At 42.7% G+C, this 26,446-nt stretch carries 21 protein-coding genes; 6 read left to right on the forward strand and 15 right to left on the reverse strand.

Annotation, left to right across the window (positions count from 1 at the left end; translation table 11 throughout):
- Window positions 1–48: 48 nt before the first annotated feature.
- The 4 genes from J2W55_RS09850 to J2W55_RS09865 all read right to left on the reverse strand — a co-directional run bounded on the left by J2W55_RS09850 (window position 49) and on the right by J2W55_RS09865 (window position 6,353).
- Window positions 49–1,131 carry an efflux RND transporter periplasmic adaptor subunit gene (locus tag J2W55_RS09850; protein ID WP_310094981.1) on the reverse strand — a complete coding sequence of 361 codons (1,083 nt, stop codon included), beginning with the start codon at window positions 1,129–1,131 and terminating at the stop codon, window positions 49–51.
- A complete protein-coding gene (locus J2W55_RS09855; RefSeq protein WP_310094984.1) occupies window positions 1,128–4,379 on the reverse strand; it encodes an efflux RND transporter permease subunit in 3,252 nt (1,083 codons plus the stop codon). The genes J2W55_RS09850 and J2W55_RS09855 overlap by 4 nt, the downstream gene beginning before the upstream one ends.
- A 13-nt stretch (window positions 4,380–4,392) precedes the next feature.
- The gene (locus J2W55_RS09860; protein ID WP_310094987.1) at window positions 4,393–5,751 is read right to left on the reverse strand and encodes a TolC family protein; all 1,359 of its coding nucleotides are present in this window, start codon (window positions 5,749–5,751) and stop codon (window positions 4,393–4,395) included.
- A 206-nt stretch (window positions 5,752–5,957) separates the two neighbouring features.
- Window positions 5,958–6,353, reverse strand: a complete 396-nt coding sequence (locus J2W55_RS09865) for a hypothetical protein (protein WP_310094990.1) — start codon at window positions 6,351–6,353, stop codon at window positions 5,958–5,960.
- 243 nt (window positions 6,354–6,596) lie between these two features.
- On the opposite strand from J2W55_RS09865, the gene J2W55_RS09870 reads away from it, so the two are divergent.
- Window positions 6,597–8,033 (forward strand): DNA sulfur modification protein DndB, encoded by a 1,437-nt coding sequence (locus tag J2W55_RS09870; RefSeq protein ID WP_310094993.1) that lies wholly within the window; start codon window positions 6,597–6,599, stop codon window positions 8,031–8,033.
- A 112-nt stretch (window positions 8,034–8,145) separates the two neighbouring features.
- Here the strand turns inward: J2W55_RS09870 and uvrA are convergent, their stop codons facing one another.
- Window positions 8,146–10,995, reverse strand: coding sequence for an excinuclease ABC subunit UvrA (uvrA, locus tag J2W55_RS09875; protein ID WP_310094998.1), 2,850 nt, complete (start codon window positions 10,993–10,995; stop codon window positions 8,146–8,148).
- A 367-nt stretch (window positions 10,996–11,362) separates the two neighbouring features.
- Between uvrA and J2W55_RS09880 the strand changes: the two genes are divergently transcribed.
- Window positions 11,363–11,752: a hypothetical protein gene (locus J2W55_RS09880; protein ID WP_310095001.1), complete on the forward strand. Its 390-nt coding sequence runs from the start codon at window positions 11,363–11,365 to the stop codon at window positions 11,750–11,752.
- A 164-nt stretch (window positions 11,753–11,916) separates the two neighbouring features.
- Here J2W55_RS09880 and J2W55_RS09885 read toward each other — a convergent pair whose 3' ends face one another.
- Window positions 11,917–12,699, reverse strand: coding sequence for a lytic transglycosylase domain-containing protein (locus tag J2W55_RS09885; RefSeq protein ID WP_310095004.1), 783 nt, complete (start codon window positions 12,697–12,699; stop codon window positions 11,917–11,919).
- A 231-nt stretch (window positions 12,700–12,930) separates the two neighbouring features.
- Here J2W55_RS09885 and J2W55_RS09890 point away from each other — a divergent pair, with 231 nt between their 5' ends.
- Window positions 12,931–14,352 (forward strand): pseudouridine synthase, encoded by a 1,422-nt coding sequence (locus J2W55_RS09890; protein WP_310095007.1) that lies wholly within the window; start codon window positions 12,931–12,933, stop codon window positions 14,350–14,352.
- Between the two features lie 73 nt (window positions 14,353–14,425).
- Complete coding sequence (locus J2W55_RS09895) at window positions 14,426–15,568, forward strand: lactonase family protein (protein ID WP_310095008.1); 1,143 nt, start codon at window positions 14,426–14,428, stop codon at window positions 15,566–15,568.
- Window positions 15,569–15,670: 102 nt separating this feature from the next.
- On the opposite strand, the gene J2W55_RS09900 is transcribed toward J2W55_RS09895, so the two are convergent.
- The 3 genes from J2W55_RS09900 to J2W55_RS09910 form a co-directional block, all read right to left on the reverse strand.
- The gene (locus J2W55_RS09900; RefSeq protein ID WP_310095011.1) at window positions 15,671–16,153 is read right to left on the reverse strand and encodes a hypothetical protein; all 483 of its coding nucleotides are present in this window, start codon (window positions 16,151–16,153) and stop codon (window positions 15,671–15,673) included.
- Window positions 16,154–16,241: 88 nt separating this feature from the next.
- Window positions 16,242–16,829: a non-canonical purine NTP diphosphatase gene (locus J2W55_RS09905; protein ID WP_310095013.1), complete on the reverse strand. Its 588-nt coding sequence runs from the start codon at window positions 16,827–16,829 to the stop codon at window positions 16,242–16,244.
- Between the two features lie 46 nt (window positions 16,830–16,875).
- A complete protein-coding gene (locus J2W55_RS09910; protein WP_310095014.1) occupies window positions 16,876–17,448 on the reverse strand; it encodes a hypothetical protein in 573 nt (190 codons plus the stop codon).
- Window positions 17,449–17,629: 181 nt separating this feature from the next.
- On the opposite strand from J2W55_RS09910, the gene J2W55_RS09915 reads away from it, so the two are divergent.
- Together J2W55_RS09915 and J2W55_RS09920 are read left to right on the forward strand one after the other, a co-directional pair.
- On the forward strand, window positions 17,630–19,102 hold the full coding sequence (locus J2W55_RS09915; RefSeq protein WP_310095017.1) for a peptidylprolyl isomerase: 1,473 nt from the start codon (window positions 17,630–17,632) through the stop codon (window positions 19,100–19,102).
- Window positions 19,103–19,111: 9 nt separating this feature from the next.
- Window positions 19,112–20,074: an AAA family ATPase gene (locus tag J2W55_RS09920; RefSeq protein ID WP_310095020.1), complete on the forward strand. Its 963-nt coding sequence runs from the start codon at window positions 19,112–19,114 to the stop codon at window positions 20,072–20,074.
- Window positions 20,075–20,163: 89 nt separating this feature from the next.
- Here J2W55_RS09920 and J2W55_RS09925 read toward each other — a convergent pair whose 3' ends face one another.
- The 6 genes from J2W55_RS09925 to J2W55_RS09950 all read right to left on the reverse strand — a co-directional run bounded on the left by J2W55_RS09925 (window position 20,164) and on the right by J2W55_RS09950 (window position 26,438).
- Window positions 20,164–21,027: a hypothetical protein gene (locus J2W55_RS09925; RefSeq protein ID WP_310095023.1), complete on the reverse strand. Its 864-nt coding sequence runs from the start codon at window positions 21,025–21,027 to the stop codon at window positions 20,164–20,166.
- A gap of 273 nt (window positions 21,028–21,300) precedes the next feature.
- Window positions 21,301–22,764, reverse strand: a complete 1,464-nt coding sequence (gene cysS / locus J2W55_RS09930) for a cysteine--tRNA ligase (protein WP_310095026.1) — start codon at window positions 22,762–22,764, stop codon at window positions 21,301–21,303.
- A 79-nt stretch (window positions 22,765–22,843) separates the two neighbouring features.
- Window positions 22,844–23,686, reverse strand: a complete 843-nt coding sequence (locus tag J2W55_RS09935; protein ID WP_310095030.1) for an NAD-dependent epimerase/dehydratase family protein — start codon at window positions 23,684–23,686, stop codon at window positions 22,844–22,846.
- A gap of 9 nt (window positions 23,687–23,695) precedes the next feature.
- Complete coding sequence (locus tag J2W55_RS09940) at window positions 23,696–24,811, reverse strand: endonuclease/exonuclease/phosphatase family protein (protein ID WP_310095033.1); 1,116 nt, start codon at window positions 24,809–24,811, stop codon at window positions 23,696–23,698.
- Window positions 24,801–25,679 carry a rhomboid family intramembrane serine protease gene (locus J2W55_RS09945; protein ID WP_310095036.1) on the reverse strand — a complete coding sequence of 293 codons (879 nt, stop codon included), beginning with the start codon at window positions 25,677–25,679 and terminating at the stop codon, window positions 24,801–24,803. Before J2W55_RS09945 ends, J2W55_RS09940 begins: the two co-directional genes overlap by 11 nt.
- Before the next feature lie 33 nt (window positions 25,680–25,712).
- Window positions 25,713–26,438 carry a rhomboid family intramembrane serine protease gene (locus tag J2W55_RS09950; RefSeq protein ID WP_310095039.1) on the reverse strand — a complete coding sequence of 242 codons (726 nt, stop codon included), beginning with the start codon at window positions 26,436–26,438 and terminating at the stop codon, window positions 25,713–25,715.
- Window positions 26,439–26,446 lie beyond the last annotated feature (8 nt).

Below are 26,446 nucleotides of genomic sequence, written 5' to 3' on the forward strand. Positions count from 1 at the left end.
GACAAAATACAGGCCGCCCCAATGTATCAGCACCGGGCGGCCCCTATTTTATTGAATGATTGTTCCCTCCTTCACTTCATCATTGGCATGGTTTAGTATCTTATCGCCGTCTTTCAGATCACCAAATACCTGGGTCGAGTCGTTCCGGCTTAAACCCTCCTTTATATCGATCAAAGCAGCCCGCCCTTTTTTAACCGCCACTATATACTCGCGCTCGGTTGACCTTACGATGGCATTGTTGGGGGCCAGCAATGATTTAGCGCCCGAAAGCACCGGTATCCTCACTTCGGCATACATCCCGGGCTTAAGCTGTCCGCTTTTATCTTGAACATCAATTTCAATAGCCTCTGAGCGCATATTGCCCAACGAGTTGGCCGAGCGGCTTATTTTCGCGGTTTGCTCAACCCCTGGCATGGCATTAAAGGTAAATTTAACCGGCTGCTTTAAATCAACCTGATCAACATAGTTTTCGGGGATATACACCTCCAGTCGCAGCTTGCTGATGTCCTGCAGCACCAACATGGGCTGATCGGTACCTTTGCCCGGCGATACCAGCGCCCCGGCTGATACATTCCGCTGAACAATCATACCATCAAACGGCGCGCGTATGTTCAGATAATCCTGCACCGTGCGCACAGATGCAACATTTGACCGCTCTGCCTGGGCCATGGCATCGTCGGCCTTCATTTTGGCCATGGCATTATCCAGGTCAAGCGGCGATACCGAGCCGGGCTCTTTGGCAGCTTCTTTTAAGCGACGATATTTCTCTTTGCTGGCCAGCGCGTTTTCCTGGGCCTGTAAATAGCGCGAATTGGCGGCCTGTAACTGTGATTCCATTTCCGGTGCTTCAAGGGTTATCAGCAGCTCGCCCTTTTTTACGATGGTACCGCGGTCAACAAATAACTTTTTAACAAAACCATTCACTTTTGGGAAAATGTTAACCTCATTAAAAGGCTTTAGCTGACCGGGCAAACGTGCATTACTTGAAAGCGCTTTTTCTGTTATACTCCCAACTTGATACTGATTTTTGTTTTTTGTTTCCTGCCGGGTCATATCCACAGGCTTTTGGTTTCCGGAACAGGCGGCAAACAAGCAAACGCCGCCTATTAATATGATGGATCTTGATTTCATGGTTCTATTATTACGGTTTGAAGTTCTTTTGTTTCATTTGTGTTTACACCCTGCATTAGTGAAGGCGAATTATAGGTGGTTTTTTGTTGAACCCATGCAAATACCAGGGGTAATATGAACAGGGCGGCAATTGTTGACGCGAACAGCCCGCCTATAACAGCCCGGCCCAACGGCGCGGTTTGTTCGCCGGCTTCGCCCATGCCCGATGCCATGGGTACCATACCGGCCATCATGGCCAGGCTGGTCATGAGTATTGGCCTTAACCTGATAGCGGCACTGGTTACTGCTGCCCGGGTAGAATCTTTATAATTTAAACGCAGGGTTTCGGCATTGGTAACAATGAGGATGGCATTAGCCACAGAAACCCCTGTTGACATGATCATGCCCATATACGATTGCAGGTTAAGCGTTGACCCTGTCAGCAGCAATGCCGTTAATGATCCCAGTATTACCGCCGGTATAGTTGATAATACCGTAAGCGACAACTTGAACGACTGATAATTAGCCGCCAGCAATAACAATATTACCAGTATGGCGAAGGCTAAACCATTCTGCAAGCTGGTGAGCGTTTCGGTTAGCAGGTTTGACATCCCTTTTACCTCGGCAATTAAACCTTTGGGTGGTGTGCCAACCGATTTAATAGCCTGCCGTACATCGTTAGTTGCGGTACCAAGGTCTTTTTTATAGATATTTGCGCTTACGGTAAGGAACCGCCTGGGGCCTGAACGATCATATTCGCCCGGAACGTACTTTACTTTAAAGTCGGCTATATCACCCAAAACCGGAGTGTTCTGCCCTTTTACCAACGGAATTTCTTTAAGCTCATCCATGGTGTTCATCACATATTCAGGTATTTGCACCTGCACCTGGTAGGTGTAAGCCGATTTTTCATCGAGCCACTGGTTTTTTTCGGTAAAACGGCTTGACGAGGTGCTGGCCGTAACTGAACGGGCAATATCCGTTACGTTCAGGCCCAATTGGGCAGCCTTTAAACGATCTAAAGTGATTGTTACCACCGGAAACTTCAGGGGCTGTACAATCTGCACATCGCGCAGATAAGTGATGTTTTTAAGCCTGGTCAGTACTTTATTGGCATAGTTTTCAATCTGTGCCATATCCTTGCCGGCTACCCTTATTTCAATTGGCGTAGCGGCTCCCTGGCTCATGATCTTTTCGGTCATGTCAATAGGCTCAAAGGTGATACGCAGCTCGGGCAGTCGTGCCCCGATGTTTTTACGCAGTGCGTCCTTCAGTTCATCCATGTTCATTTTGTACTCCGGGTCAAGGTTAACCTGCAAAACAGCCTCATGGGTACCGGTATTGAATATATACATGTTGCTGGAGCCATAGCTGCTGGGTATTAAGCCCACATAACCCGAACTGATGGCTACATGATGATTTACCGTACTGTCAATAATTTGAAGCACCTGTTTTAATTTATCTTCGGTACGTTCCAGCCGGGTTCCGTCAGGTTCTTTTATCCTGATCTGGAACTGCCCGTTATTGAGCCTGGGCATCATATCTTTCCCAATAAAAACAAAACATAAGCCCGCCAGCGCTATTACCACAACAAGATAAACCGGTACGATAAGCTTTTTGGCGGGCATGAGGCCTTGTATAATGCTCACAAACCGCATCTTAACCTTTTCAAAAAGATCATTTTTTTCAGGATGTTGCTGCTCTTGTTTTAAATGGTGTATAACCTGTTCTTCCTCGGGCTTATTCAGCGCTTCGCCCGCGTGGGCATGCAGTTCGCCATGCTCATAATGTTGGTAAACTTCGGCTTTAATGAGCCAGTTTGATAAAATTGGCACCAGTGTTTGCGCCAGTATGTACGATACGATCATGGTTAAGCCTATCGACATGGACAAAGGCAGAAACATGGCTTTGGGTACGCCATTCATCATAAATGATGGTGCAAATACCGCCAGGATGCAAAGCAATATGAGCAATAACGGGAAAGAAATTTCTTCACAGGCATCATAAATGGCCTGTGCTTTGCTTTTACCCATTTCCAGGTGCTGATGTATGTTTTCAATGGTCACGGTGGCCTGGTCCACCAGAATACCAATGGCAAGGGCCAGTCCGCTCAGAGTCATGATATTGATGGTTTGGCCAAACAGGCTTAATAGCAATACGCCAATGAGGATAGATACCGGTATGGTGATCACTACGATAAGGCTGCTTCGCCAGTCGCGCAGGAACAGCAGCACCATCAGGCCTGTAAGTATAGCGCCTAAGCCACCCTCGGTCATTAAGCTTTTTACCGCGTTGATCACAAAAACCGACTGGTCAAATTCATAGGAGATCTTTACATCATCGGGCAGTAAGCTTTGCATCTCGGGTATTTTGCTTTTTAGCGATTGAACCACACTCCAGGTACTGGCATCGGCAGTTTTTACTACCGGAATGTAAACCGAGCGCTTGCCGTTTATCAGGGCATAATCTACGGTAACGTCGCTGGCATCGGCCACGCGGGCCACATCTTTTACCAAAACAGGCACCCCATTTTTGGTAACCACCGGAATATTGCCAAACTCATCAACCTTTTTTACAAGCGTGTTAATAGAAGTAACAAACATGGTATTGTCCAAACGCAGGTAACCTGATGGCGACATGACATTGAACTTGGCCAGTGCCTCAACCACCTGATCAGGCGTTAAATTATAACTGCGCAACTTATTGGGGTCAACATTTACGGTTATTGACCGTGAATTGGCGCCAAATGGAGGTGGAGCAGACAGGCCCGGAACCGAAGCAAACATGGGCCTGATACGGGTTGCGGCCATGTCATAGATCTCTTTGAGGCTTCGGGATGGCGCGGATAACACCAGTTGGCCAACCGGCAAAGAGGAAGCATCAAAACGGACAACCTGGGGCGGCAACGCGCCGGGCGGAAAGAACTTCATGGCCCGGTTAACCTGCAGGGCCACCTGGGCTTCGGCTTCGGCCATATCTGTGCTTTCATAAAAGCTCAGCTTAAGCATGGTTAAACCCTGTATGTTTTTGCTTGTAATGGTTTTTACCCCGTTTACGTACAGAAACTGATCCTGCATACGCGTGGAGAAGAAACCTTCCATTTGCTGCGGCGACATGCCGCCGTATGATTCAATTACATATATGGTTGGCAGGTTTAACTGCGGGAAAATATCTATCGGTATTTTTATTGCACTAAGCACTGCAAATATCAAAAGGCTCATAGTGATCACCACCGTAGTGATTGGCCTTTTTAGTGCTGATGTGACCATTGACATAGTTAAGTTATTTTAAAAGGTTTAAAATTGTGCCGACCTGGTTTGCGGTAACCGCTTTTTGAAACAACGCTCCCGAGTAGCTGTATTTAGCCTGGGCGTAATCTGTTTCGGCACGATAAAGGATGTTGAGCGCGGCATTAAGCTCAATGATATCTGTTAAGCCATTTTTATACAGGGATAGCTTTTGCCGATACCCGTCGTTTGCTGCTTTCAGCTGGCGCGGGATTTCTTCTAAGCGCTGCCGGGCAGTTTCCAGTTCCACATCAGCCTGGCTTATGTTTATGGCCAGCAATTGTTTTTGCTCCGCCAGTTTTTGCGAATTATAATTGGTGGAGGCCTTTTGGGTGCGCAGTTTGAGCTGTTTGCGGCGCAGGTCAACCAAATTATAGGATATGCCTATACCTACCAGGTAATTGTTCCGGTCAAACCCCCAGCCGCTTGAAAGAGGGTTGAAATGATCGTTCGCATCAACACTTGAACCCCTGCCCCAAACTGCTCCCTCCAGTAATATTTTAGGGTTGTAGCTTTTTTTTACCATATCCTCGCGTTGCAGGCTGTTTTGATATACCGACCTGTAATAGTTAATAAGGGGGTGGTTACTGGTATCGGGGTTTAATGACCTTACAGCTGATGATTGACCGATCAGCATGGTTTCGACAGAGGTATCTGCTACAATGGATTGATAGGGCATGCCGCTTACCGCCGAAAGCTGCAGCTGCACCTGCTTTTCCTGGTTGGCCAATTCAATATAATTTAACCTGGCTTTTGATAATTCGGCCTCCGAAATGCTGGTGTCGACCCCTGCCCTTACCCCGCTTTTGGCGAGCGACTGCACTGATCGGAGAATTTCTGTGTTCCGTTGTATGTTGTGGGCCTGTATTGACAACAAGTTATGCAGGCGCAGCAATTGCAGGTAGTTATTAATGGTATAAGCCTGCAACTGATAGCGCGAGCGTGCGAATTGGTTTTGCTCCACCTGTATGTCTGAATTGGCTACTTTGTTTTGAGCGCCATACGCGCCAAAATTGTAGATCTCCCAGTCAAGGGCCGCCACACCTACATTGGCAGATACGGCAGTTGTATTATCAGTGGTACGCACCCCCCTGGAGTTTGAAGGAATAATGCCAAAACCAAAGTATGGGCCTGCCACATTATTATTGGTGCCTACATCGGCCTGGTAATTAAGTTTTAGATTGGGCAGCCAGTTATTACGTGTTTCGGCCGCCTGGGCCCGCCGGATATCGATAGCGGCCGAGTCGGTAAGCAGCGTGGGCGCATTTTGATCAACCCGGGTAAGCAGCGTTTTTAAACCCACCGGCGGGTTATTTTGTTGCGCATAAGTATGCAGGGTAAGGAGTAGACCCATACCCATAAGTATTTTTCTTTTTAAACCGTGCATTTTAAGTTTCCTGGAATGGGATATCCCGGCAGTACAGATCAGCCAAAATGAGCGCTATTATGATATGGCGCAGCAATTACAAGCAGCGAGCAGTAAATACCGGTAAATGATTGATGAACTAATTTGAAATACAAGATCCGGGCGTTCTGCTCAGATCATGGCGAATGCGTAAATCAAATTTTAAAAGTGCAGCAGGTTAAATAAGTGAGTTGCGAATTGATGGGTAACCATCTGAATGTTAGGTAGTATTTTGGATCGAGCTTCCATATCTGTTGCATGAACAGCAGTAATATAAAACTGCCCACAACCATATTCAGCAGGTCAATTGCCGATTTTTTATCATTTACAATAAACTTATCCGTGCGTTTAAGAAAATTTATGTGGTTAATGCCGGCGATAGAAACTTCGGACTTACGCTTAAAAATAGAATTGTGGCTTCTGGCGTTCCTGTCTGTCAGTTGTGTTAGTCTTGGCAAAAAAAACAGGTGCGATACTGCAATAAAAAAGTAACAGGCAACTAAAATAATTACCTGCAGTTTTTTAAACCTATCTAAGCTGTTATGCTGCACCTATTAAATTTTAAATGCAAAAATGGTAAAATTTTAAATGTGCTTGTGCAAAAGTATTGTTGCAATATGAAGTAAGGATGAAGTTAAATGGAAGTGTTATATAATTTATGGAATTATGATCAGCTAATTCAATTATAGAACTTTTATAATCATCCAGGGATTTATTTTTATCATCCAGGATAATTAAATAAAAATCCTGGCATTTTATTTTAATTATTTGTTTATCTTCGTTAAAAAAAAATCATGGAAAATTATTCTCAGGTATTCTCTTTAGAAGAAGCTTTGTCAACACAAAACTCGTATGGACGTCCTGTTAAAACCTTTATCGGGTTTAATATTGGATATAGAACATTCACGGTAAGCTTGTCGTTATTTGAAATACAAGAAATGACAGAAGTTGCTAATGAGCAATCAAAAAGTTCAACTGAAATCGCACAACGTAAATTAGACATCAATCACGCTTCAAATATTGCGACCTATATTTTGAAAGGTTTGCTAACCGCCGCGAGAAGAAAAAAGCAAAAACACGGTTTGCCTATTTCTAAAGCATTAGAAGAAATTCAAAAAAATCTTGGGATGCAACCTTACTTATCTATACCCCCGCTTGTGGCTTCATTGAGAAATTGCGAGCCAAATGGAACAAACTTAAAAGTAACCCCATTACAGACTTTGGAGGGAGAAACATCCTGTTTTAAAATATATCTGAATCCTGGTGACACATTATGGATTGTTGACGGCCAGCATAGGAGAATGGGACTTCATTTAACTTATGAATTCTTAAAGAATATCGCAACCTATCATAGATATCCAACAAAAGGCTCATTATACAAAGGAGATTCCAAAGCAGATATGTCGACAGAACAATTAAATGTTTGGGCGGACTGCTTTGAAATGTTAAGAGAGTGTTATGTTTCATTGGAAGTACATCTCGGATTAAGTATAGATCAGGAAAGGCAACTTTTCCACGACTTAAATAATCTAAGTAAAAAGGTCGATAAAAGTTTAGCTTTAAATTTTGATGGGTCTAATCCCGTAAACTCATTTGTTAAGGAGGTTATCATTGATGATTTATTTAATGAATTTAATTTTTCATTAATCAATGATAAAGAAAAAACAGATTGGAATAGTTCGGGTTTAACTAGACAAGAATTGGTTGCTATTAATGCGCTGTTATTCATGAATAAGACTAATATCAATGGTGCTGTTCCTGCTTTTATAGAACCTAAGCTTGAAATCGCCCGTGAGTTTTGGGAGAATGTTTTAAGTATTAATAATATTAATGACGTATCTTCGAAACAGTTAACTGTAGCTGCACAACCTGTTGTTCTTAAGGCATTAGCGAAGCTCACGTTTGACTTGGCTTTCGGAAAGAATAAAGAATGGGCTGGAACGGAGAATGCGAAACTTTTGTCTTCAAATATTAAAATCCTTGATTTTAGTCATGATAACCCGATGTGGAGATACTATGATTTTTCTGAAGAAGAGCGAGTTTTCCATGGTCTCGAGGGACTAACAGAATACCTTCCCTCCGAAGATGAAGGTTATAACAGGGATATTGGAAAATACGATGAACATACCAAGGTTTTTAGATTTGGTGCTAAACATAACGATATCTATCCTATTATAGGAGATATGATACGTTGGAGTATCGGATTGCCAAGCAGAAGAAAAAGTGATTAATGATTTTATAGGGGCGATATACTTACGAAGTTTTAAACTTCGTAAGTATTATGAACATGCAATTAAATTGGTTACCTGATCACGAGACGCTGAAACATAGCGACACAGTTTTTTATTTTATCCCCATTTCCTTTTTCAGAAACTGGCCGGTAAAGCTGTTCTTTACTTTGCACAGCCCTTCGGGGGTGCCGGCAAATAATATATTACCGCCGCCCGAGCCACCTTCGGGGCCAAGATCTATCACATGGTCGGCCACCTTTATTACATCAAGGTTATGCTCAATTACCAGTACCGTATTTCCTTTATCAACCAATTGGTAAAGCACCCCTAAAAGCACGTTGATGTCTTCAAAGTGGAGGCCGGTTGTGGGCTCGTCCAATATATAAAAAGTATTGCCGGTGTCTTTTTTTGATAACTCAGTAGCCAGCTTAACACGCTGAGCCTCGCCGCCTGATAGGGTAGTTGAGGCCTGTCCCAGGGTTATATAACCCAGGCCAACGTCAAACAATGTTTTTACTTTGCGGTAAATAGAAGGGATATGCTCAAAAAATGGAGTGGCATCCTCAATGCTCATGTCCAGCACATCACTGATGGATTTGCCGCGGTAGCGAACCTCCAGTGTTTCACGGTTGTAGCGCCGGCCGCCGCATTCTTCGCACGGAACCTGTACATCGGGCAAAAAGTTCATTTCAATAACCTTCATGCCTGCGCCCTGGCAGGTTTCACAACGCCCTCCTTTAACATTGAACGAAAAACGCCCTGGCTTATACCCCCTGATCCTTGATTCGGGCAATGCTACATACAGGTTACGGATATCAGAGAACACCCCTGTATAAGTGGCAGGGTTTGACCGTGGTGTGCGGCCTATAGGCGTTTGGTCTATTTCAATAACCTTGTCGATATTTTCAAGGCCCTCAATTTTTTCATAAGGCAACGGTTGCTTCTTGGAGCGGAAAAAATGATGGTTCAATATAGGATACAAAGTTTCCGTGACCAGGCTTGATTTCCCGCTGCCCGATACCCCGGTTATCCCGATCAGCTTGCCCAATGGAAAATCAACAGATACTTTTTTAAGGTTGTGCCCTGTTGCCTTTTTAAGGCTTAATGTTTTGCCATTGCCTTCCCTCCTCTTTTGGGGGATGGCTATAGAGCGCTCGCCATTAATATAGCTGGTGGTAAGCGTGTGCCTGGCCATCAGTTCGGCCGGCGTGCCTTCGGCAACAACCTCGCCGCCATGTACACCAGCGGCAGGCCCCATATCAATTACGTGGTCGGCCTCCAGTATCATGTCCTTGTCATGCTCAACCACCAGTACGGTATTACCCAGATCGCGCAGGTTTTTAAGGGCGTTTATTAAACGCTCGTTATCGCGCTGGTGCAAACCAATGCTTGGTTCATCAAGAATGTACATTACATTCATTAGCTGTGAGCCAATTTGCGTAGCCAGCCTGATGCGTTGTGCCTCGCCGCCCGAAAGCGTTTTGGCTGTACGGTCGAGTGTTAAATAGCTCAGGCCAACATCAAGCAGGAACACAATGCGTGCCCTTATCTCTTTTAATATTTCTTTGGCTATAACATTCTGGCGCTCGGTAAGCCTGTCTTCCAGGTTGGTAAACCACTCCTGCAGGGTACGTATATCCATGCAGGCTAGTTCAAATATGTTTTTATTATCAACCTTAAAGTGCAATGATTCTTTTTTAAGGCGGGCGCCATCACAAACCGGGCAGGTTTTAAGCACGCGATAGTTTTCCATATCGTCCACACCTTCGTCGCCGCGGCGTTCCTGCTGTTCTTCCAGCATCCTGATGATGCCATCAAAAGTGATCTGGTAGCTTTGTACGTTCCATTTGTTATACTCCACCGCAACAGTGATCATTTCCGGCGATCCGTTCAGGATAATATCCAGCTGCTCGCGGGTGAGTTTCTCAATTGGGGTTGACAAAGAGAACTCATATTTTTTTGCCAGCGATTTAAGCACCTGGAAGATCCAGGTTTCACGGTATTCGCCTATTGGGGCAAGCCCGCCGTTCAGGATGCTCAACTTAGGGTTGGGGATAACGGAAGCCTCATCAACCTCAAAAATGTATCCTAAACCGTTACACTTTTCACAGGCGCCGTAAGGCGAATTAAAAGAAAATGTATTTGGCTGTGGTTCGTCATATGATATGCCCGATACCGGATCCATTAAATACTTGCTGTAATAAGCTACATTATTGTCCTTATCGCCTACCCTGATAATGCCTTTTGCAATTTTAAGCGCGGCCTGTACAGAGGTATATAATCGTTTGCTGTCCTTTTCAGATACTACCAAACGGTCAACCACAATGTCAATATCATGAATCTTGTAACGATCAACCTGCATTTTGGGTTCAACATCAACCATGGCGCCATCAATCCATACCTTAAGGTAGCCCTGTTTACGTATCGATTCAAAAAGTTCGCGGTAATGCCCTTTCCTGGCTTTTACCACCGGGGCAAGGATATTAACCGGTTGCCCGTCAAACTTTTCAGTAATGGTTTTCAGGATCTGATCTTCAGACATGCGCTCCATTTTTTCGCCTGTGGTATAAGAAAAGGCGTCGCCCGTACGGGCAAAAAGCAAGCGCATAAAATCATATATCTCGGTAATGGTCCCTACGGTTGACCGGGGATTCTTACTCGTTGTTTTTTGCTCAATGGCAATAACCGGACTAAGACCCGATACTTTATCCACATCGGGGCGCTCCATACCGCCCATGAACTGGCGTGAGTAGGCCGAAAATGTTTCCATATAGCGTCGCTGTCCTTCGGCATAAATGGTATCAAAGGCCAGTGATGATTTTCCGCTGCCGCTGAGGCCGGTAATTACTACCAGCTTATTGCGCGGAAAAGAAACGTCGATATTTTTTAGGTTATGCACCCGGGCTCCGTAAACTTCAACTTCGCTTTGTTCGCCCAGGTCAATAGGTATTTCCTTTATCATGTATTATGGTGCCAAATTTATTAAACCCGGGTAAACGGGCTTAGTTTTAAAAGCCTAACGTAAACTGTTTTATGAGATAGGTGTCTTTAAAAGCGTTTGCTAAAAAATTACGCAAAGATAAAGAAAATTGATGTGGATTTTATGCTAAGCATGTCAGGATAAGGTTAATATTTAGAGAATGCCCATAAATTTAATCGCACTGTTCCTGGTCTCGTCTTTGAACTTATAATGGTTGCAATGCAGGCATAGTAACCTGAAGTGGGCGGACTCAGGACCGGGGGATATAAGGTGCGGCAATATATTTTTAAAACATCTGTAGCATATTGCTTTTTGATCCGTATTGTAAAGAAATCATTATCATATAATTATGAAAAAGCAAATGCTGCTGTTCAGCGCCGGTATACTCCTGTTTTTTGTTGTATCCTGTAAAAGGACACACGAAAACCTAAAAGCCGACGATGAAAAAAAGCTTGCGGAACTTTATGCTGATATTAAAACGATGGCACATCAATTTAACTGTGTGGATGCCGGTGAATGGAAGTTCACAGCCATAGGCTCAAAAGCTTGTGGCGGAGCAACCGGTTATATAGCATATTCCATTAAAATAGATACGGCGGTATTTCTGCAAAAGACAAAAGAATATACAGCACAGCAAGCCGAGTTCAATAAAAAATGGGATGTATATTCGGATTGTTCCCTAATCATCGCTCCAAAAAGTGTAACATGTGAGAACGGAATGCCTAAGTTTACCTATTAACCAGGAGCGAAGATCAATTCCGTTGATTCTCAACTTTCGCCAATTCAGGCTCAGGCAAAAAAACATTAAATCGCTTCTTCAGTAATATAAGCAAAAAGGCCGGCCTTCCATCTGGGAAAGCCGGCCTCGGGTGCTCCGTATATTTCTTTAACTAATTAGGATACTTAATTAAAGTTCAGCAATTGAGAAGGCTGGGTCATCGCGTAATAGTCATTGTACCCATACTTTTTAGGTTGCTGGATAATTGCTTTCATGGCAACAAGCTTGTAAATGTATGAACCGGTTTCGCGGTTCAGGCTCATGCGGAAGTAATTATCTTCATTTTGTTTGTTAATAGCTTTTTCAAGTTTAATGGAGCCGTTGTTATAAGCAGCGGCAGCCAGTGTCCAGCTATTAAATTCACCGTATAGTTCTTTGATGTACTTGCAGGCTGCAATGGTTGATTTACGCAAGTTATTACGTTCATCAATACCACGGCCTACCTTAAGGCCATAAGTACGTGCCGTGCCTGGCATAAACTGCCATAAACCACGGGCTCCTTTTGGTGAAGTGCCTTCGCAAAGGCCCGACTCAACCAGCGGGATGTACTTAAAATCATCGGGGATACCATAAAGCTTTAAAAGTGGCTCAATAACGGGGAACCATTTTTCGGCTTTGCGATGTAACACGGTTGACTGAACTGTTTTAAAATTGTGCTGTTTAAGCGATTTTGTCAGTTTACGTGTAACCCTGGCATCATTAACAGGTAAAGCTTCGTTTGCAAAATTGTATGCATTTGCATTGCTTTTTATAAAAATAAATTTCGAGGTCCGATGGCTTAAATCTCCGGTATTTACAACCGATCTGTTGATGGTTGTGCTGAAAATATTAAGCTTTGAAATGAGAACCAGCACCAGCATTACGGAGCACGTAAATAAGTGTTTTTTGATCATTTCTTTTTTTATCATTAACTATACATTAAGGTAAAATGTGCTGCAAAGGTATGATATACAAGGCACATAATCAAATACTTAGCTTTTTGCTAATTTTTTTAGCGGCTGTTTTTGGTTCAAAAACGGGCTTTAAAACTGTTTAAACCCGCTTTTTGAACCGCTTAAAATTTTTGATTTTTTTGATTAAAAATTGCCAAAAAAGCGTACCTTTGACCCTCACGCTGCGAAAGCGCAAAACAAAAAAATATGGTATTTAAGAGACCAACAGGTAGTCGCGACGACAAGCCAAAAAGAACAGCAGGCCGGAGCTCAGGAAGCGACGAGAAACCTAAAAGACCTGCAACGGCTAAAGGCCGTGCTACTCCAAACGGAGAGAAAAAGAAATTCACAAAGCCCGAACCCAAAACATTTCAAAGCAACAGGTTTAGCGATGATAAGCCTAAAAGCAATTTTAGAGACGGGGCATCATCAGGCGATAAAAAATCAGCATCAAGATCAAAACCTTACTCAGGACGCCCAACCGGCGATACTTCCTCTAAAAGCAATTTCAGGGATGGTGCATCATCAGGCGATAGAAAATCGTTTTCTCCGCGCAGCAAGCCCTATTCGGGCAGGCCAACGGGAGGCGGTGATGATGAAAAACCAAAAAGAAGTTTTAGCGGAGACAAAAAACCATACTCGTCGCCCCGTGCAAGAACATCAAATTTTGATGACAGGCCCAAAAGGAGCTTTGATGCAGGCGCAAAACCCGGAGAACGTTCAACCGATAAGAAATTCGGGGAAAGACCTGCCAGCGGGTTTAAAAAGCGCGAAGGCGCAGCTAAACCATACTCCGGCGAAAGGCCGCCACAGCGGAAACCGGTTTACGATAAAATAACACGCGATGAGAACGCGCCGGTAAAAACGTTGCGCGGCCGTAAAAAAGCCGCTGAACCTAAAGCCAAGGATGACGGATTGATTCGCCTTAACCGATATATATCAAACGCGGGCATTTGCTCGCGCCGCAAGGCCGATGAACTGATTATTGCCGGGGTGGTAATGGTTAACGGCGTGGTGGTTGATGAACTGGGTGCAAAGATCAATCCGATGAAGGATGAGATCAAATACAACGGCGAAACCTTACGCCGCGAAAAAATGGTTTATGTATTATTAAATAAACCTAAAGACTATATAACTACTACCGATGACCCGCAGGAACGCCGTACGGTAATGCACCTGGTTGAAAAAGCAACCAAAGAGCGCATTTATCCTATAGGCCGTTTAGACAGGAATACTACCGGTTTGCTTTTAATGACTAATGACGGTGAACTGGCAGATAAGCTATCACATCCGCGCAGCAATATTACCAAGCTATACCAGGTTGAGCTAAGCAAAAGCTTAACCCAGGGCGATCTGAATAAAATAGGTTTCGGCATTGAGCTGGAGGACGGCTTAATAAAGCCCGATGCAGTGTCATACGTTGCCGGCGGCTCAAAAAGGGAAGTTGGTATACAGATACACAGCGGTAAAAACCGCATTGTGCGCCGTATTTTTGAAAGCCTGGGCTATGAAGTGGTAAAGCTTGACCGTGTGGTTTATGCCAACCTAACAAAAAAAGACCTGCCCCGCGGCAGATGGCGTTATCTGGACGAGCAGGAGATCATCCAGTTAAAACATTTAATAAAATAAAAAAACGCCCTGTTTATCAGGGCGTTTTTTGTTGGTTTTGTTATCTTGCGCTTTGTAACTAATGTCATCACACATGAAAAAAACTGTTTTGATCATGGCCTTATTATTGCCTGTGCTTTCTTACGCGCAAAATAAGCAAATCACAAAAAAAGGGCCCTCAACCTATGATCTGGTTATAGGTACTTACACCACAGGTACCAGTAAGGGAATAGCTATATACCGCTTTTATGCCGAAAATGGCAGACTGGCTTATTTAAGCCAGATTGACGGTGTTGAAAATCCATCCTATTTAACCCTAAGCAGCGACAACAAGTTTATTTATGCCGTAAACGAATTGCCCAAAGGCGAGGTAAGTTCATTTTCATTTGAGCCTAAAACCGGTAAGATGGTGTTTTTGAACAAGCAATCGTCCCTGGGATCAAACCCCTGCTATATTGCAGTTGACAACGCCCGTAAAAATGCTTTTATCGCTAATTATTCGAGCGGACAGGTAACAGTAATGCCCATAAATAAAGATGGCTCACTGGCAAACGGTGTAGAAACCGTACGCAATGACGGCCATGGGCCAAACAAAGAACGCCAGGAAGGTCCTCATGCGCATATGAGCCTATTATCGCCCGACGGCAAGTATGTGCTTTATAATGACCTGGGCACCGACCGGATAAATATATACCGTTTCCGTTCGGGAAAAAATTCGCCCTTAACACCAGCCGACCCTGCCTTTGTGAGTGTTACCCCCGGAGAGGGCCCAAGGCATTTAGATTTTTCGCCGGATAAGAAACACGCGTACCTGATAACTGAAATGGGTTCAAACGTTTATGTATTTGATTATGATAACGGCAAGCTTAAACAAAAGCAAACCATAACCCTGCTGGCCGAAGGATTTAAAGGGAAAACCGCCGGGGCCGCTATACATATAGCGCCCGATGGCCGCTTTTTATATGCCTCAAACCGGCTGGAAACCAACGAAATTATTGTTTATTCCATTAACCAGGAAACAGGCGAACTAACCTTTGTTCAGCGCCAATCATCAATGGGTAAAAACCCACGCGATTTTGCCATTGATCCTACCGGAAAATTCCTGCTTGTGGCTAACCAAAACAGCGATAGCATATTTGTGTTCAGAATTGATAATGCAACCGGTAAAATAACGCCAACTGGTTTTAAACTTGAAATTGGCAACCCGGTTTGTTTGAAATTTGCGCCAGCCCTTTAAACTTTTAAGGCACGCAGCCAAATGCCCTTGAAATAAAAAAGCTCAAAGCAGTAAGAGTGTAATCCTCTTCTGCTTTGAGCTTTTTTTTGTTTAAGCCTGTGCTTATTTAGTTTTGGTGAAAGAGTAAATGATGTATCCTGTTCCATTACCCACAGCAACCGGCGATTTTAAGGTCATTGTTGATCCATCGTTGCTGGCTATATCCAAGCGGTAGCCTTCAGATACATTTTTAGCTTTATCGCCTTCAAATAATTTTTTAAACTGAAACTGCGTACCTGTGGTTCCACCGTTATAAACCGACCAAAATATGGTTTGCGATGCACCGTTTGCTAAAGTATACACACCGTTGCCACTATTGGTTAGTTTCCAGGTGCTGCCGGCAAAGGCTTCAGGAGGTGCCTGGTCAAATACTTGCTGAACGGCATTTTGAACAAGACCATCATAACTAACGTTGTTTAGTGTCCATGTGCCCACAAATTTGCCACGTGATACATTACTCGAGGTAGTGTTTTTTGTAGACGAACATGCCGACAAAACAAAAATAAGGGATAAGATTGCGATTGAGGTTTGAAATATATTTTTCATGATTAAGGGTATTTTAATGCATATGAGCATAAACCCTGCCAAATATAACTAAGCGTGGCTGTTTGGTTCTATAACCGAACAAAGCATATTAAGGTTTATCAATACTGCTCAGGAAATTGATCAGTTTTTCCATGGCCTTGGCCCGGTGACTTATCCTGTTCTTTTCGGCCATGCTCATTTCGGCAAACGTAACGCTATATCCGTCGGGTTCAAATATAGGGTCGTAACCAAAACCATCTGTCCCACTGGGGCTGGTGCGGATGCTGCCTTCAACAGTTCCATCAAAAAAGTGTTCTTCGCCATTCCATATCAATGATATAACCGTATGGAAACGCGCCTTACGGTTAGTTTCACCGCTTAAATTCAGGAGCACTTTGTTAATATTGGCAGCGTGGTTACCATGCTCACCGGCATACCTGGCCGAGTATACACCTGGTTCGCCGTTCAATGCATCAATTTCCAGCCCGCTGTCATCGCCAAAACAATTCAGTTTATATTTTTGATAGATATAACGGCTTTTTATTGCCGCGTTTTCTTTAAAGGTTGTGCCCGTTTCTTCAATATCATCAGTACAACCAATATCATTGAGGGTTAGCAGTTGAATTTTACCGTCCAGCTTAGCGGCTACCTCTTCCAGTTTATGGCGGTTATTTGTTGCAAAAACTAATTGCTGCATTTATTAAGGATTAAGAACATAAAGTGAAATGATCAGGACTATGCACTTACAGCGTTTTCATCTGCTCCCAAAACGTTTTCTTGTTTTCGGTGCTTTCCATCATCTCATTAAAACTAAAACTATATAAAGCAGTATAGTTATTCAGTTGTTTCGGGGTGTTTAGCGCGAGCGGCGCCATACCTTGCGGCAGGGCTGCCTGTCCTAACAGCAAAAGCTTAGCGGGTTTAAAAAAGCTGATCAGCTCGTCATGATTGGTGGTGTTGTATTTGTCCATATTTAGTATGGCTACATCATCAATTTCAAGATCCTTACGTTTTAATATGTTTTGCAGAGCGGTTAAATGCACATCAGCAATAAAATCCAGCCCCGGGTAGTGTACCAGTATTAAAAAGCTTTTTAAATTTTTCCCCAGATAATTAAAAGTAACTGCAGGCGTTTTTACCTCAGGCTTAGTTACTTGAATTGTTGGAACCTGTGCCTGTGTTATTGTTTCTGGTTCAGGCTTTTCAATTATATGTTCAGCGGTCTCCCTGTTTTCATAAAGAGGCCTGTCGGTATCTAAAAGATAAAGCTCGTCCTGTAATAAAAAGCGCAATGCTACTGGATTTTCAACTTTCACTTTAACAAATTTTAACCAAAAGTAGTTAAACCGTTTCAAGCTTTATAACCATATTAGCACAATTATATAGGGTGGTATTTTAATTGACATCTTTTGTTCGGCTATAATTAATAAATTTTACCGAAATTCGTAGTTTTTAACGGGTTATCAATCCGTTTTATTTAGAGTATAAGAGCATTACATGAGAAAGTTAGGGGTATTCATTTTAGGGTTTATTTTCATAATATCAATTGCCGGGGCGCAAACCAAGCCCGATTCAACTGCAAAATCACTTTTTAAATCAGATTCAACTGCAAAAACACCGGCTAAGGCCGATACGGCTGTAGTTGCGGGTCCGCGTCATATGCTTGATAAAATTGCCGCCGTTGTTGGCAACAGCCCTATACTGCAGTCAGATATTGAAACACAGTATGCCCGTTACCTGGTTGAAGGTAATCAACCCAATCCCGAAGTTAAGTGCCGTGTGCTGCAATCATTGTTAACGCAAAAATTGCTGGCGCAGCAAGCCGCTATTGACAGTATTGAAGTGAAGGATGATGAGGTTGATAATAATGTTGACCGCAGAATGCGTGAAATGACCCAAAGAGCAGGCGGCCAGGAAAAGCTGGAAGCATTTTTAGGCCGGTCGGTTATACAGTATAAGGACGAGATTCGCCCGGATATGAAGGAGCAAATGGTTGCGCAAAAAATGCAACAACATATTACTGAAAAATTAAATGTAACCCCTCAGGACGTTAAAAAATATTTTGAATCGATACCAAAGGATAGCCTCCCATCTTTTAATAAAGAGGTTGAAGTGGGTGAAATAGCGTTTCAGCCGCAATTGAATAAAGAGGAAAAGGAATTATACAAGCAAAAAGCAGAGGAACTGCGTCAACGGGTTAAAAAAGGCGAAGATTTTGGAACACTGGCCCGGCTATATTCGCAGGATCCAGGTTCGGCTCCGGATGGCGGCGACCTTGGCTTTGCCGATCGTACTACCTTTGTAAAGGAATTTACCGCAAATGCCTTTAAACTTAAGGCGGGAGAAATATCACCGGTGTTTGAAACCGATTTTGGGTTCCACTTTTTACAGGTAATCGAGCGCCGGGGCGAACAGGTGCATGTACGCCATATACTCATTACGCCTGTAATTACCCAGGCCAGCTTAGACAGGGCTAAAATCAAGGCTGATAGTATTTACAACCTGATGATAAAAAACAAAAAGATTGATTTTTCAAGTGCGGCGGCCTATTATTCTGATGACAAGGATACCAAATACAACGGTGGCATGATGCTGAATGCCGAAAACGTTCAAAGCCGTTCAACTTACATTCCTACTGACAAGCTTGACCCTAAGGTTGCCCTTACGGTAGACACCATGAAAATTGGAAGTATATCAAAACCAGATTTGTTTACTGACGCTGGTGGTAAAAAAAGCTATAAGATTTTATACCTTAAATCGGCAACAAATGCACATAAGGCAAATTTAGAACAGGATTTTCCTAAACTAAAAGATATGGCTTATGAGGATAAAAACAACCGCGTAATAAGCCAATGGTTTGAAAAGCGCCGGAAAGAAACCTTTATTAAAATTGACCAGGACTATCAGTCATGTGATGTGTTAAAAAAATGGATCACTGCATCGCCTGCAACTGCGCAGGTTAAACCCTAACAAAACAATATGCAACACCGCTCTGATGTGGAAGCTGCAGATGCTTTAAGGCAGGCATATCAGCAAATACGTTCTGAAATAGGCAAAGTTATCATTGGGCAGGATGAGGTAGTAAAATTTGTGCTGGTATCCATTTTTAGCAACGGGCATTGTTTGCTGGTTGGGGTGCCGGGCCTGGCCAAAACGCTGCTTGTGCAAACTATTGCGCAGGTGCTTGACCTTGATTTTAAACGCATTCAGTTTACGCCCGACCTGATGCCATCAGATATCATCGGCTCCGAAATATTGGGCGAAGACCGGAACTTTAAATTTATACCCGGCCCGGTTTTTTCCAATATCATTCTTGCTGATGAAATTAACCGTACCCCTCCCAAAACGCAGGCGGCCTTGCTTGAAGCTATGCAGGAGAAAGCAGTTACTGCCGCAGGAATTACCCATAAGCTTGCCAAGCCTTTTTTTGTATTGGCCACACAAAACCCTATTGAACAAGAAGGCACCTATCCATTGCCCGAAGCGCAGCTTGACCGTTTTATGTTTAGTGTTGCGTTAAACTACCCTACGTTTCAGGAGGAGCTGCAGGTTGTTAAAAATACTACCAGTACTATACAAACAGACGTAAATAAAATATTAAACGCCAGCCAGATCATTTATTTTCAGCAATTGGTAAGAAACATCCCCGTTACTGATCATGTAATGGAATATGCAGTAAAACTGGTATCAAAAACGCGCCCTAACGGAGAGTTTGCTTCGCCGCAGATCAATCGTTTATTAAGTTGGGGTGCTGGGCCGCGTGCTTCACAATTTTTGATCCTGGGGGCTAAATGCCATGCTGTTATCAACGGAAAGTATTCGCCGGATATTGAGGACGTGCAAGCTATTGCCAAACCCATTTTAAGCCACCGTATTGTACGAAGCTATCACGCAGAGGCCGAAGGCCTGTCGGCAGCGGATATTATTGAACAATTGTTTTAAAGGAATTATTCAAGTCGTCAGGCTTGCTTATTTAAACAAAAAGGGAGATGTATCAACTACATCTCCCTTTTATATAATTCCGTTACCTGTTATTCATTTTCAATTGCAGAGAAAACTTCGAGCAGGATATCCCATTTTTTCGATTTATCTAACTCCCAAATACGCACATAGTTATAATTGCTCACTACGTTGCCTTTGGTAATACGTGCGCGGCCGTAGGTATAGGCCAGGTCGTTACTGCTTGAGCGGCCGCCATCTATGGTTTCAGCACTGATAACAATGGCTTGGTTGTTAATAAATTTCATAATAACATCCGGACCTGTCATTGGTTGAAACCCAGGGAAATAATAACGTGCCTCCGGGCTTAAAAACTCTTTGTAACCAGCTAATGTAGAAATGGTTAAAGAGTGATTCAATATTTTATCAGTGCCAACGATAATGTTTTTTGCAGCAAACGGATCTTTACTTGGCGCTGTGCGTGATGCTGTAGGCTCTTTAAAATCAGTTATTTCTTCCTGCTCCGGTTCAGGGTGTTGTATACCCAGATCTACCAGCAATTTTAGCTTATTCTCAGCGTCAGTACGCCAAATGGAAACATAGTCTCCATATAGTTTATCATCATCACTTTTGCCATTTGAATAAATGTATGGCCCTGCAGTAAAGGCCAGGTCGCCGTTGGCCGAGATGCGGGCAATTTTGGGCTGCCAGCTTAATTTGCCTGCTTGCTTATCAATACTATTATAAAAATCGGTTATTTTAACAGCATTGGGCTTAAAAACAATGCCCTCGGGATCGGCAACAGATAAAAAGCCATCTTTTATTCCTTTACGTTCAACTAACTTATTAAAAGCCTCTTCGGCGTTAACTACGGTATTTACTTTAGCTGGAGCCGTTTGCGCCAAGGCAAGTATACTATGGCCTATAAATGTAGCAGCTAATATTATTTTCTTCATGATCATATTAGATTTTTGGGCAATTTAAGAATAAATTTTAAGTCGGAAATGTAATTTGGGCCATTGCCATAAGTAAATGGCCTGGTTACATTGCCGCTAAATATGTTTTTATCTGAAACGGTTATGATTATATTTAATTGTAAATGTGGAGAGTTTAACATGCGAAACCTGTACCTGCAGATAATTTTATTGTCTTAGTTGACTGAATTAAAAACTAATTAACCCAACAGCTATAATTATGTTTTAATTAAATGCACATTACAAGTAGCCTTTTTATGATTTGCTCCAGAGGGTGCCTTCTTTACTGTCTTTGAGTTGAAAGCCTATTTTTGATAAGCCATCCCGTATCTTATCAGACATGGCATAATCTTTATTGGCCTTTGCCTCGCTCCTCAGATCGACAATCAGGTTTAATATATTGGGCAAGTCATCATTAGCAGCCTGTTCATCCTTTAGTCCCAGTACATCCAGCACAAAGGTATTCATCAGGGTTTTAAGCAATTGAAGATTGGCCTCATCTATCTTCATTTTACCATCATGCACAGAGTTAATGATACGCGACGCTTCAAAAAGTTCTGCAATAAGTACCGGGCTGTTAAAGTCGTCGTTCATGGCAGCATAGCAACGGTTCAAAAGCGGCTCAATTTCAATTTCGGATGTATTACTTGCCTTTAAGCCATTAAGCAGGGCAAACGCATTCATTAAACGCTTAAAGCCTTTTTCTGATGCTTCCATGGCCTCGTTGCCAAAATCAAGTGTGCTGCGGTAATGTGCCTGCAGCATAAAAAACCTGACGGTCATGGGGCTATAGCCTTTATTCAATATACTGTTACTGCCAGTAAAAAGCTCATGCGGTAAAAAGCTGTTGCCTAATGACTTTGACATTTTTTGACCGTTTACAGTAAGCATATTGGTATGCACCCAGTAATTGGCCGGGTTTTTACCGCAGCAGGCCACATGCTGGGCAATTTCATTGGTGTGGTGGGTGGGTACCAGGTCAATGCCGCCGCCATGTATATCAAACTGGTTGCCCAGGTATTTCTGGCTCATGGCCGAGCACTCCAGGTGCCATCCGGGAAAGCCAACGCTCCAGGGCGAGGGCCATTTCATTAAATGTTCCGGTTTTGCTTTTATCCAGAGGGCGAAGTCAAGTTTACCATGTTTTTCTTCCTGACCGCCCAAGGTACGGGTGTTGTTAAGCAGATCTTCCAGGTTACGGCCGCTTAATACGCCATAATTTTTTGTTTTGTCGTATTTTTCAACATCAAAATAAACCGTTCCGTCTACCTCATAGGCAAAACCTTTTTCAAGTATAACTTTAACCAACTCTATCTGCTCAATAATATGGCCGGTAGCCGTGGGTTCAATACTTGGCGGCAGGGTGTTAAATATTTGCATTACCTCATGAAAACCAACGGTATATTTTTGCACAATTTCCATGGGCTCAAGTTGGGCAATTTTTGCCTTTTTTGATATTTTGTCTTCCCCCTCATCACCGGCATCGCCTTCCAGGTGGCCGGCATCTGTTACGTTACGAACGTAACGCACCTTATAGCCAATATGAGTAAGGTACCTGAACATCAGGTCAAATGATATATAAGTGCGGCAGTTGCCCAAATGCACGTCGCTGTAAACAGTCGGCCCGCAAACATACATGCCAACATGCGGTGCATTAAGCGGTTTAAATTCTTCCTTTCTACGAGTTAAAGTATTGTAAACAAACAAATTTTGTTGCATAAGCGCAAACTTACGATTTTTTCAATTTCAAGATTAAGTAACTTGCCGGCATGACCAATAAATTGCATTAAAGATATATTTATTGATGCAATAAGTATTCGAAAGTGTATTGTGGGGTATAACCCAAATATTGCCTGGCTTTGTCGCAAACATAAACACGGTCGATACTTTGCGGGAACGTCCATTTTTTTTGTTGATAAATATCCCTGGCCTCAGGGAAGTACTTCAGAATAACATCAACCGGAGCATGCTTTAACAAGGTAAGATCGTGCTTGTTAAAAGGCGGGTTACCAGAAATATTAAATATTTCAAAATCACTGAATGAAACCCCCAGAGCCAGCCTTAGCGCCTCTGCGCCATCACGCTCATCCAGGCCGCGGTACAATCTGTGATTTATTTTAAGGTTTTCATCCTCGGGCAAAAAGCGGGCAACACGGTACACCGAGGTTTGAAGTCCCTCCTTATAAAAAAAGTCTTTGCAAAGCTGTTCGGCAGTTTGTTTGGTTATATCGTAAATATCACGTGGCTTTTCGGTAAGCAATTCATCAACCCAAACCGCCTTGTGGTCATCAATTAAGGCACTGCCATATATAGAAGTGGTACTGGTGTATAAAAATTTATTTATACCATTTTTAACACAGGCATTCAATAAATGGAGCGTGCCCTTAATATTTGTTTCAATAAACGTTTCGCGGGGACAACTTAACTCATAGTGCTTGCCATGTATAGCGGCAGTATGTATAAGGGCGTCAAAGCCCCCGGTTACTCGTTCAACGTCATCCGCATTGGTAATATCAATTAATTTATCGGTTGTAACGGAAGGAATTATATCAATGCCGGAAACAATGTATCCGCTGGCTCGTAAATGTTTCACCGTAACAGATCCTAATTGGCCGGATGATCCCGTAACTAAGATTTTCATATCCAATTATCAATTACTTAGCACCACGTCACTGCGTAACGGGTAATGATCAGACAGCTTTTTTTCGATGATCTTATAGGTTGCTATTTCAAATTGCGGGCTTGCCATAATATAGTCGATCTGGTAATTAGGAAAATCACCATTATAGGTCCGTCCAAAACCTGATCCTTTTTCACGAAATGCGTTTTTAAGCCCTTTGGCCATCTGGTTTACCGCGAATGAGGTTGGGGTATCATTAAAATCGCCGGTAATAAGATAAGGATAGGGGCATTTGGCGGCGTGTTCTTTTACTTTAAATACCTGCTCGCTTCTTTTAATAAAGGCTGTTTTTAATTTGCCGCCCAGCCTTTTAGTTGATTGCATATCAGTTTTACCTTTTTTTGATACGCTGTCAAGGTATTTATAATCTTTAGGATCAAAACGGATAGACTGCAGGTGCACGCTATATAAACGAAATGTTTTTTCGCCTTTTTTTACATCAACATACAGACACTGGTTTTCTGATTTGGTGTCAGAAAAATGGATCATGCCCTTTCCAACTATCGGGAATTTTGAAAATATAGCCATGCCTATAGCCTCAGTGCTGTTAAAGTTAAATGGCTCAAAATAAAAATTACCTGCTCCAATTATCCTGGTTATCGAGTCGCGCATTTCATACTGCCCGCGGTTTTTAGTATAAAACTCCTGGATGCCGATAATATCGGGCTGTTGCTGGCCAAGCATGTTTAAAATTTCATGTTTGGTTGATACGTCATTGGTTGAACCGTAACGTTTAAAATTGTGCGCGTTGTAAGTCATTACCCTGATGGCGTTTTCGATAGGGGGCTTTGCAGTATCGGCGCCAGAAAGTCTGAAACCTATATTATTGAACAAAACATTCCAGCCCGCGAGTATGGTGATAAGCGATAACAGGAACTGCCACCTTTGGCGCAGCAGCCAGTAAATGAGCATGATAACATTGGCTATAAGGATTACTGGATAAGCCAGGCCGAAAAATGCGATGATCCAAACGGTTGAGGGGTTAACGTGCGGGGCTAAATAACTGATTAATAAAGCAAAACAAAGCGACAGGTTTATCCATAGTAATACTGTACCGATAAAGCTTTGTTTTCGTTTAGCTCTCATTATTGCTTGCGCGAAATAAAATTTCTTTTTCCTGCTTGCTCAGGCTTTCATAGCCAGATTGCGATATTTTATCTAATATCCGGTCAATTTCTTCCTGACGAGGGTACTCAGGCGAATTTTTGCCCGTATTTTTGGTAACAACCTTTAGTTTAGGTCTTGATTTAAATATATTGTTTATACCACCTATCCAGTCATGCCCTCTCTGTAGTTGCTTAATGTAAACAAATCCAAGCAAAGCACCGCCCAGGTGGGCAATTTCGCCCCCTGCATTGGGGCCTACAACACCCAAAAAGTCAATAACCAGGATAACCAATACAAGCCATTTTAATTTTACCGGTCCAAATAATATGAGCGATATGGTATAATTTGGCAATAAAGTGGCCGTAGCAACCACAATGGCCATAACACTGGCCGATGCGCCAACAATTGTACTGTTTAAAGCGGCATTGGTATGGGTAAATGCCGGTAAAAAATTAAGACATAGCAGGTAAAAAAGTGCGCCGGCCAGGCCACCCATAATATATAGCCCAATAGTGCGCTTATTGCCCAGGTATTCTTCAAATATTTGCCCCATCCAATAAAGCCAGAGCATATTGAACAGGATGTGTAAAATACCCGCGTGCATGAACATATAGGTCAACGGAGTCCAGAAGTGGGTTAACAATTTGGCCGGGTTAGCCGGGAGCAATAAATATTCATTGGTATTAAAAAGAATAGCGCTATTGCCAAACCCTGTAAAAAGCAATTGTTCAAGAATTGCCGAAACATTAATGACCAAAAAAACGGCAACATTAATGCCAATGAGCAAGTTTAATTTATTGCCCGACCGCAGCATTTTATAGTGAATGTTTTGCCAAAGGGTACTCATAAAACAGGTCCGTTTAATTGATAACTACCATAATTAATAAAAATTGTTTGGTCGCTGTAATCGCCAAACTTTCACCATAATTAAACCAACGAGGGCTCCTCCCAAATGCGCAAAATGTGCCACAGAATCACCTGAATATTGTTTAATACCCAAATATAGCTCAAGAATTATATAAACTGGAATAATGTATTTTGCCTTAATCGGTATAGGGATAAACAGAATCATCATCTCCAGATTTGGAAACATTAGACCAAAAGCAGCCAACAAGCCGAATATAGCCCCAGACGCTCCTACAATTGGTGTTGCGTAAATTTCCTGCAATTTAGTGCTCATAGCACCGTAAGCATTGAAAGATGATATTAGCTGAGGGTTTGAAATAGTAATACCGCCGGTAATTGCGTGTACTTCAAACGCCTGTACAACTTGGTGGCAGATAATTCCGCCAATGCCACATAAGAAATACATGTTCAAAAATTTTTTTGAACCCATTGAGTATTCCAGAATTGGACCAAATGAAAAAAGGGCGAACATGTTAAAAAATATATGCTCGGGATGATCAATGCCCGCATGCATGAACATGTACGATATAATTTGCCACGGGCGGAATAAAGGTGAATTAAAGTAAAAAGCAGATAACCATCGGTATGCATCTATGTTGACTTTAACCAATATTATTGTTCCAATAAAAAACAAAATATTAATGATCAGCAGGTTTTTTACAACCGGTGGTATATTGGAAAACGGTGATGGACTATTCATATAGTATA

The organism is Mucilaginibacter pocheonensis (assembly GCF_031456535.1).
Taxonomy (GTDB): Bacteria; Bacteroidota; Bacteroidia; order Sphingobacteriales; family Sphingobacteriaceae; genus Mucilaginibacter; species Mucilaginibacter pocheonensis.

Coding starts and splice junctions, on each gene's coding strand:
- J2W55_RS09895 (WP_310095008.1), top strand. CDS start 14,426: ATGAAAAAAACTGTTTTGATCATGGCCTTATTATTGCCTGTGCTTTCT.
- J2W55_RS09905 (WP_310095013.1), bottom strand. CDS start 16,829: ATGCAGCAATTAGTTTTTGCAACAAATAACCGCCATAAACTGGAAGAG.
- J2W55_RS09860 (WP_310094987.1), bottom strand. CDS start 5,751: ATGGGTCTACTCCTTACCCTGCATACTTATGCGCAACAAAATAACCCG.
- J2W55_RS09950 (WP_310095039.1), bottom strand. CDS start 26,438: ATGAATAGTCCATCACCGTTTTCCAATATACCACCGGTTGTAAAAAAC.
- J2W55_RS09890 (WP_310095007.1), top strand. CDS start 12,931: ATGGTATTTAAGAGACCAACAGGTAGTCGCGACGACAAGCCAAAAAGA.
- J2W55_RS09935 (WP_310095030.1), bottom strand. CDS start 23,686: ATGAAAATCTTAGTTACGGGATCATCCGGCCAATTAGGATCTGTTACG.
- J2W55_RS09850 (WP_310094981.1), bottom strand. CDS start 1,131: ATGAAATCAAGATCCATCATATTAATAGGCGGCGTTTGCTTGTTTGCC.
- J2W55_RS09945 (WP_310095036.1), bottom strand. CDS start 25,679: ATGAGTACCCTTTGGCAAAACATTCACTATAAAATGCTGCGGTCGGGC.
- J2W55_RS09920 (WP_310095020.1), top strand. CDS start 19,112: ATGCAACACCGCTCTGATGTGGAAGCTGCAGATGCTTTAAGGCAGGCA.
- J2W55_RS09940 (WP_310095033.1), bottom strand. CDS start 24,811: ATGAGAGCTAAACGAAAACAAAGCTTTATCGGTACAGTATTACTATGG.
- J2W55_RS09870 (WP_310094993.1), top strand. CDS start 6,597: ATGGAAAATTATTCTCAGGTATTCTCTTTAGAAGAAGCTTTGTCAACA.
- J2W55_RS09925 (WP_310095023.1), bottom strand. CDS start 21,027: ATGAAGAAAATAATATTAGCTGCTACATTTATAGGCCATAGTATACTT.
- J2W55_RS09880 (WP_310095001.1), top strand. CDS start 11,363: ATGAAAAAGCAAATGCTGCTGTTCAGCGCCGGTATACTCCTGTTTTTT.
- uvrA (WP_310094998.1), bottom strand. CDS start 10,995: ATGATAAAGGAAATACCTATTGACCTGGGCGAACAAAGCGAAGTTGAA.
- J2W55_RS09885 (WP_310095004.1), bottom strand. CDS start 12,699: ATGATAAAAAAAGAAATGATCAAAAAACACTTATTTACGTGCTCCGTA.
- J2W55_RS09855 (WP_310094984.1), bottom strand. CDS start 4,379: ATGGTCACATCAGCACTAAAAAGGCCAATCACTACGGTGGTGATCACT.
- J2W55_RS09915 (WP_310095017.1), top strand. CDS start 17,630: ATGAGAAAGTTAGGGGTATTCATTTTAGGGTTTATTTTCATAATATCA.
- J2W55_RS09900 (WP_310095011.1), bottom strand. CDS start 16,153: ATGAAAAATATATTTCAAACCTCAATCGCAATCTTATCCCTTATTTTT.
- cysS (WP_310095026.1), bottom strand. CDS start 22,764: ATGCAACAAAATTTGTTTGTTTACAATACTTTAACTCGTAGAAAGGAA.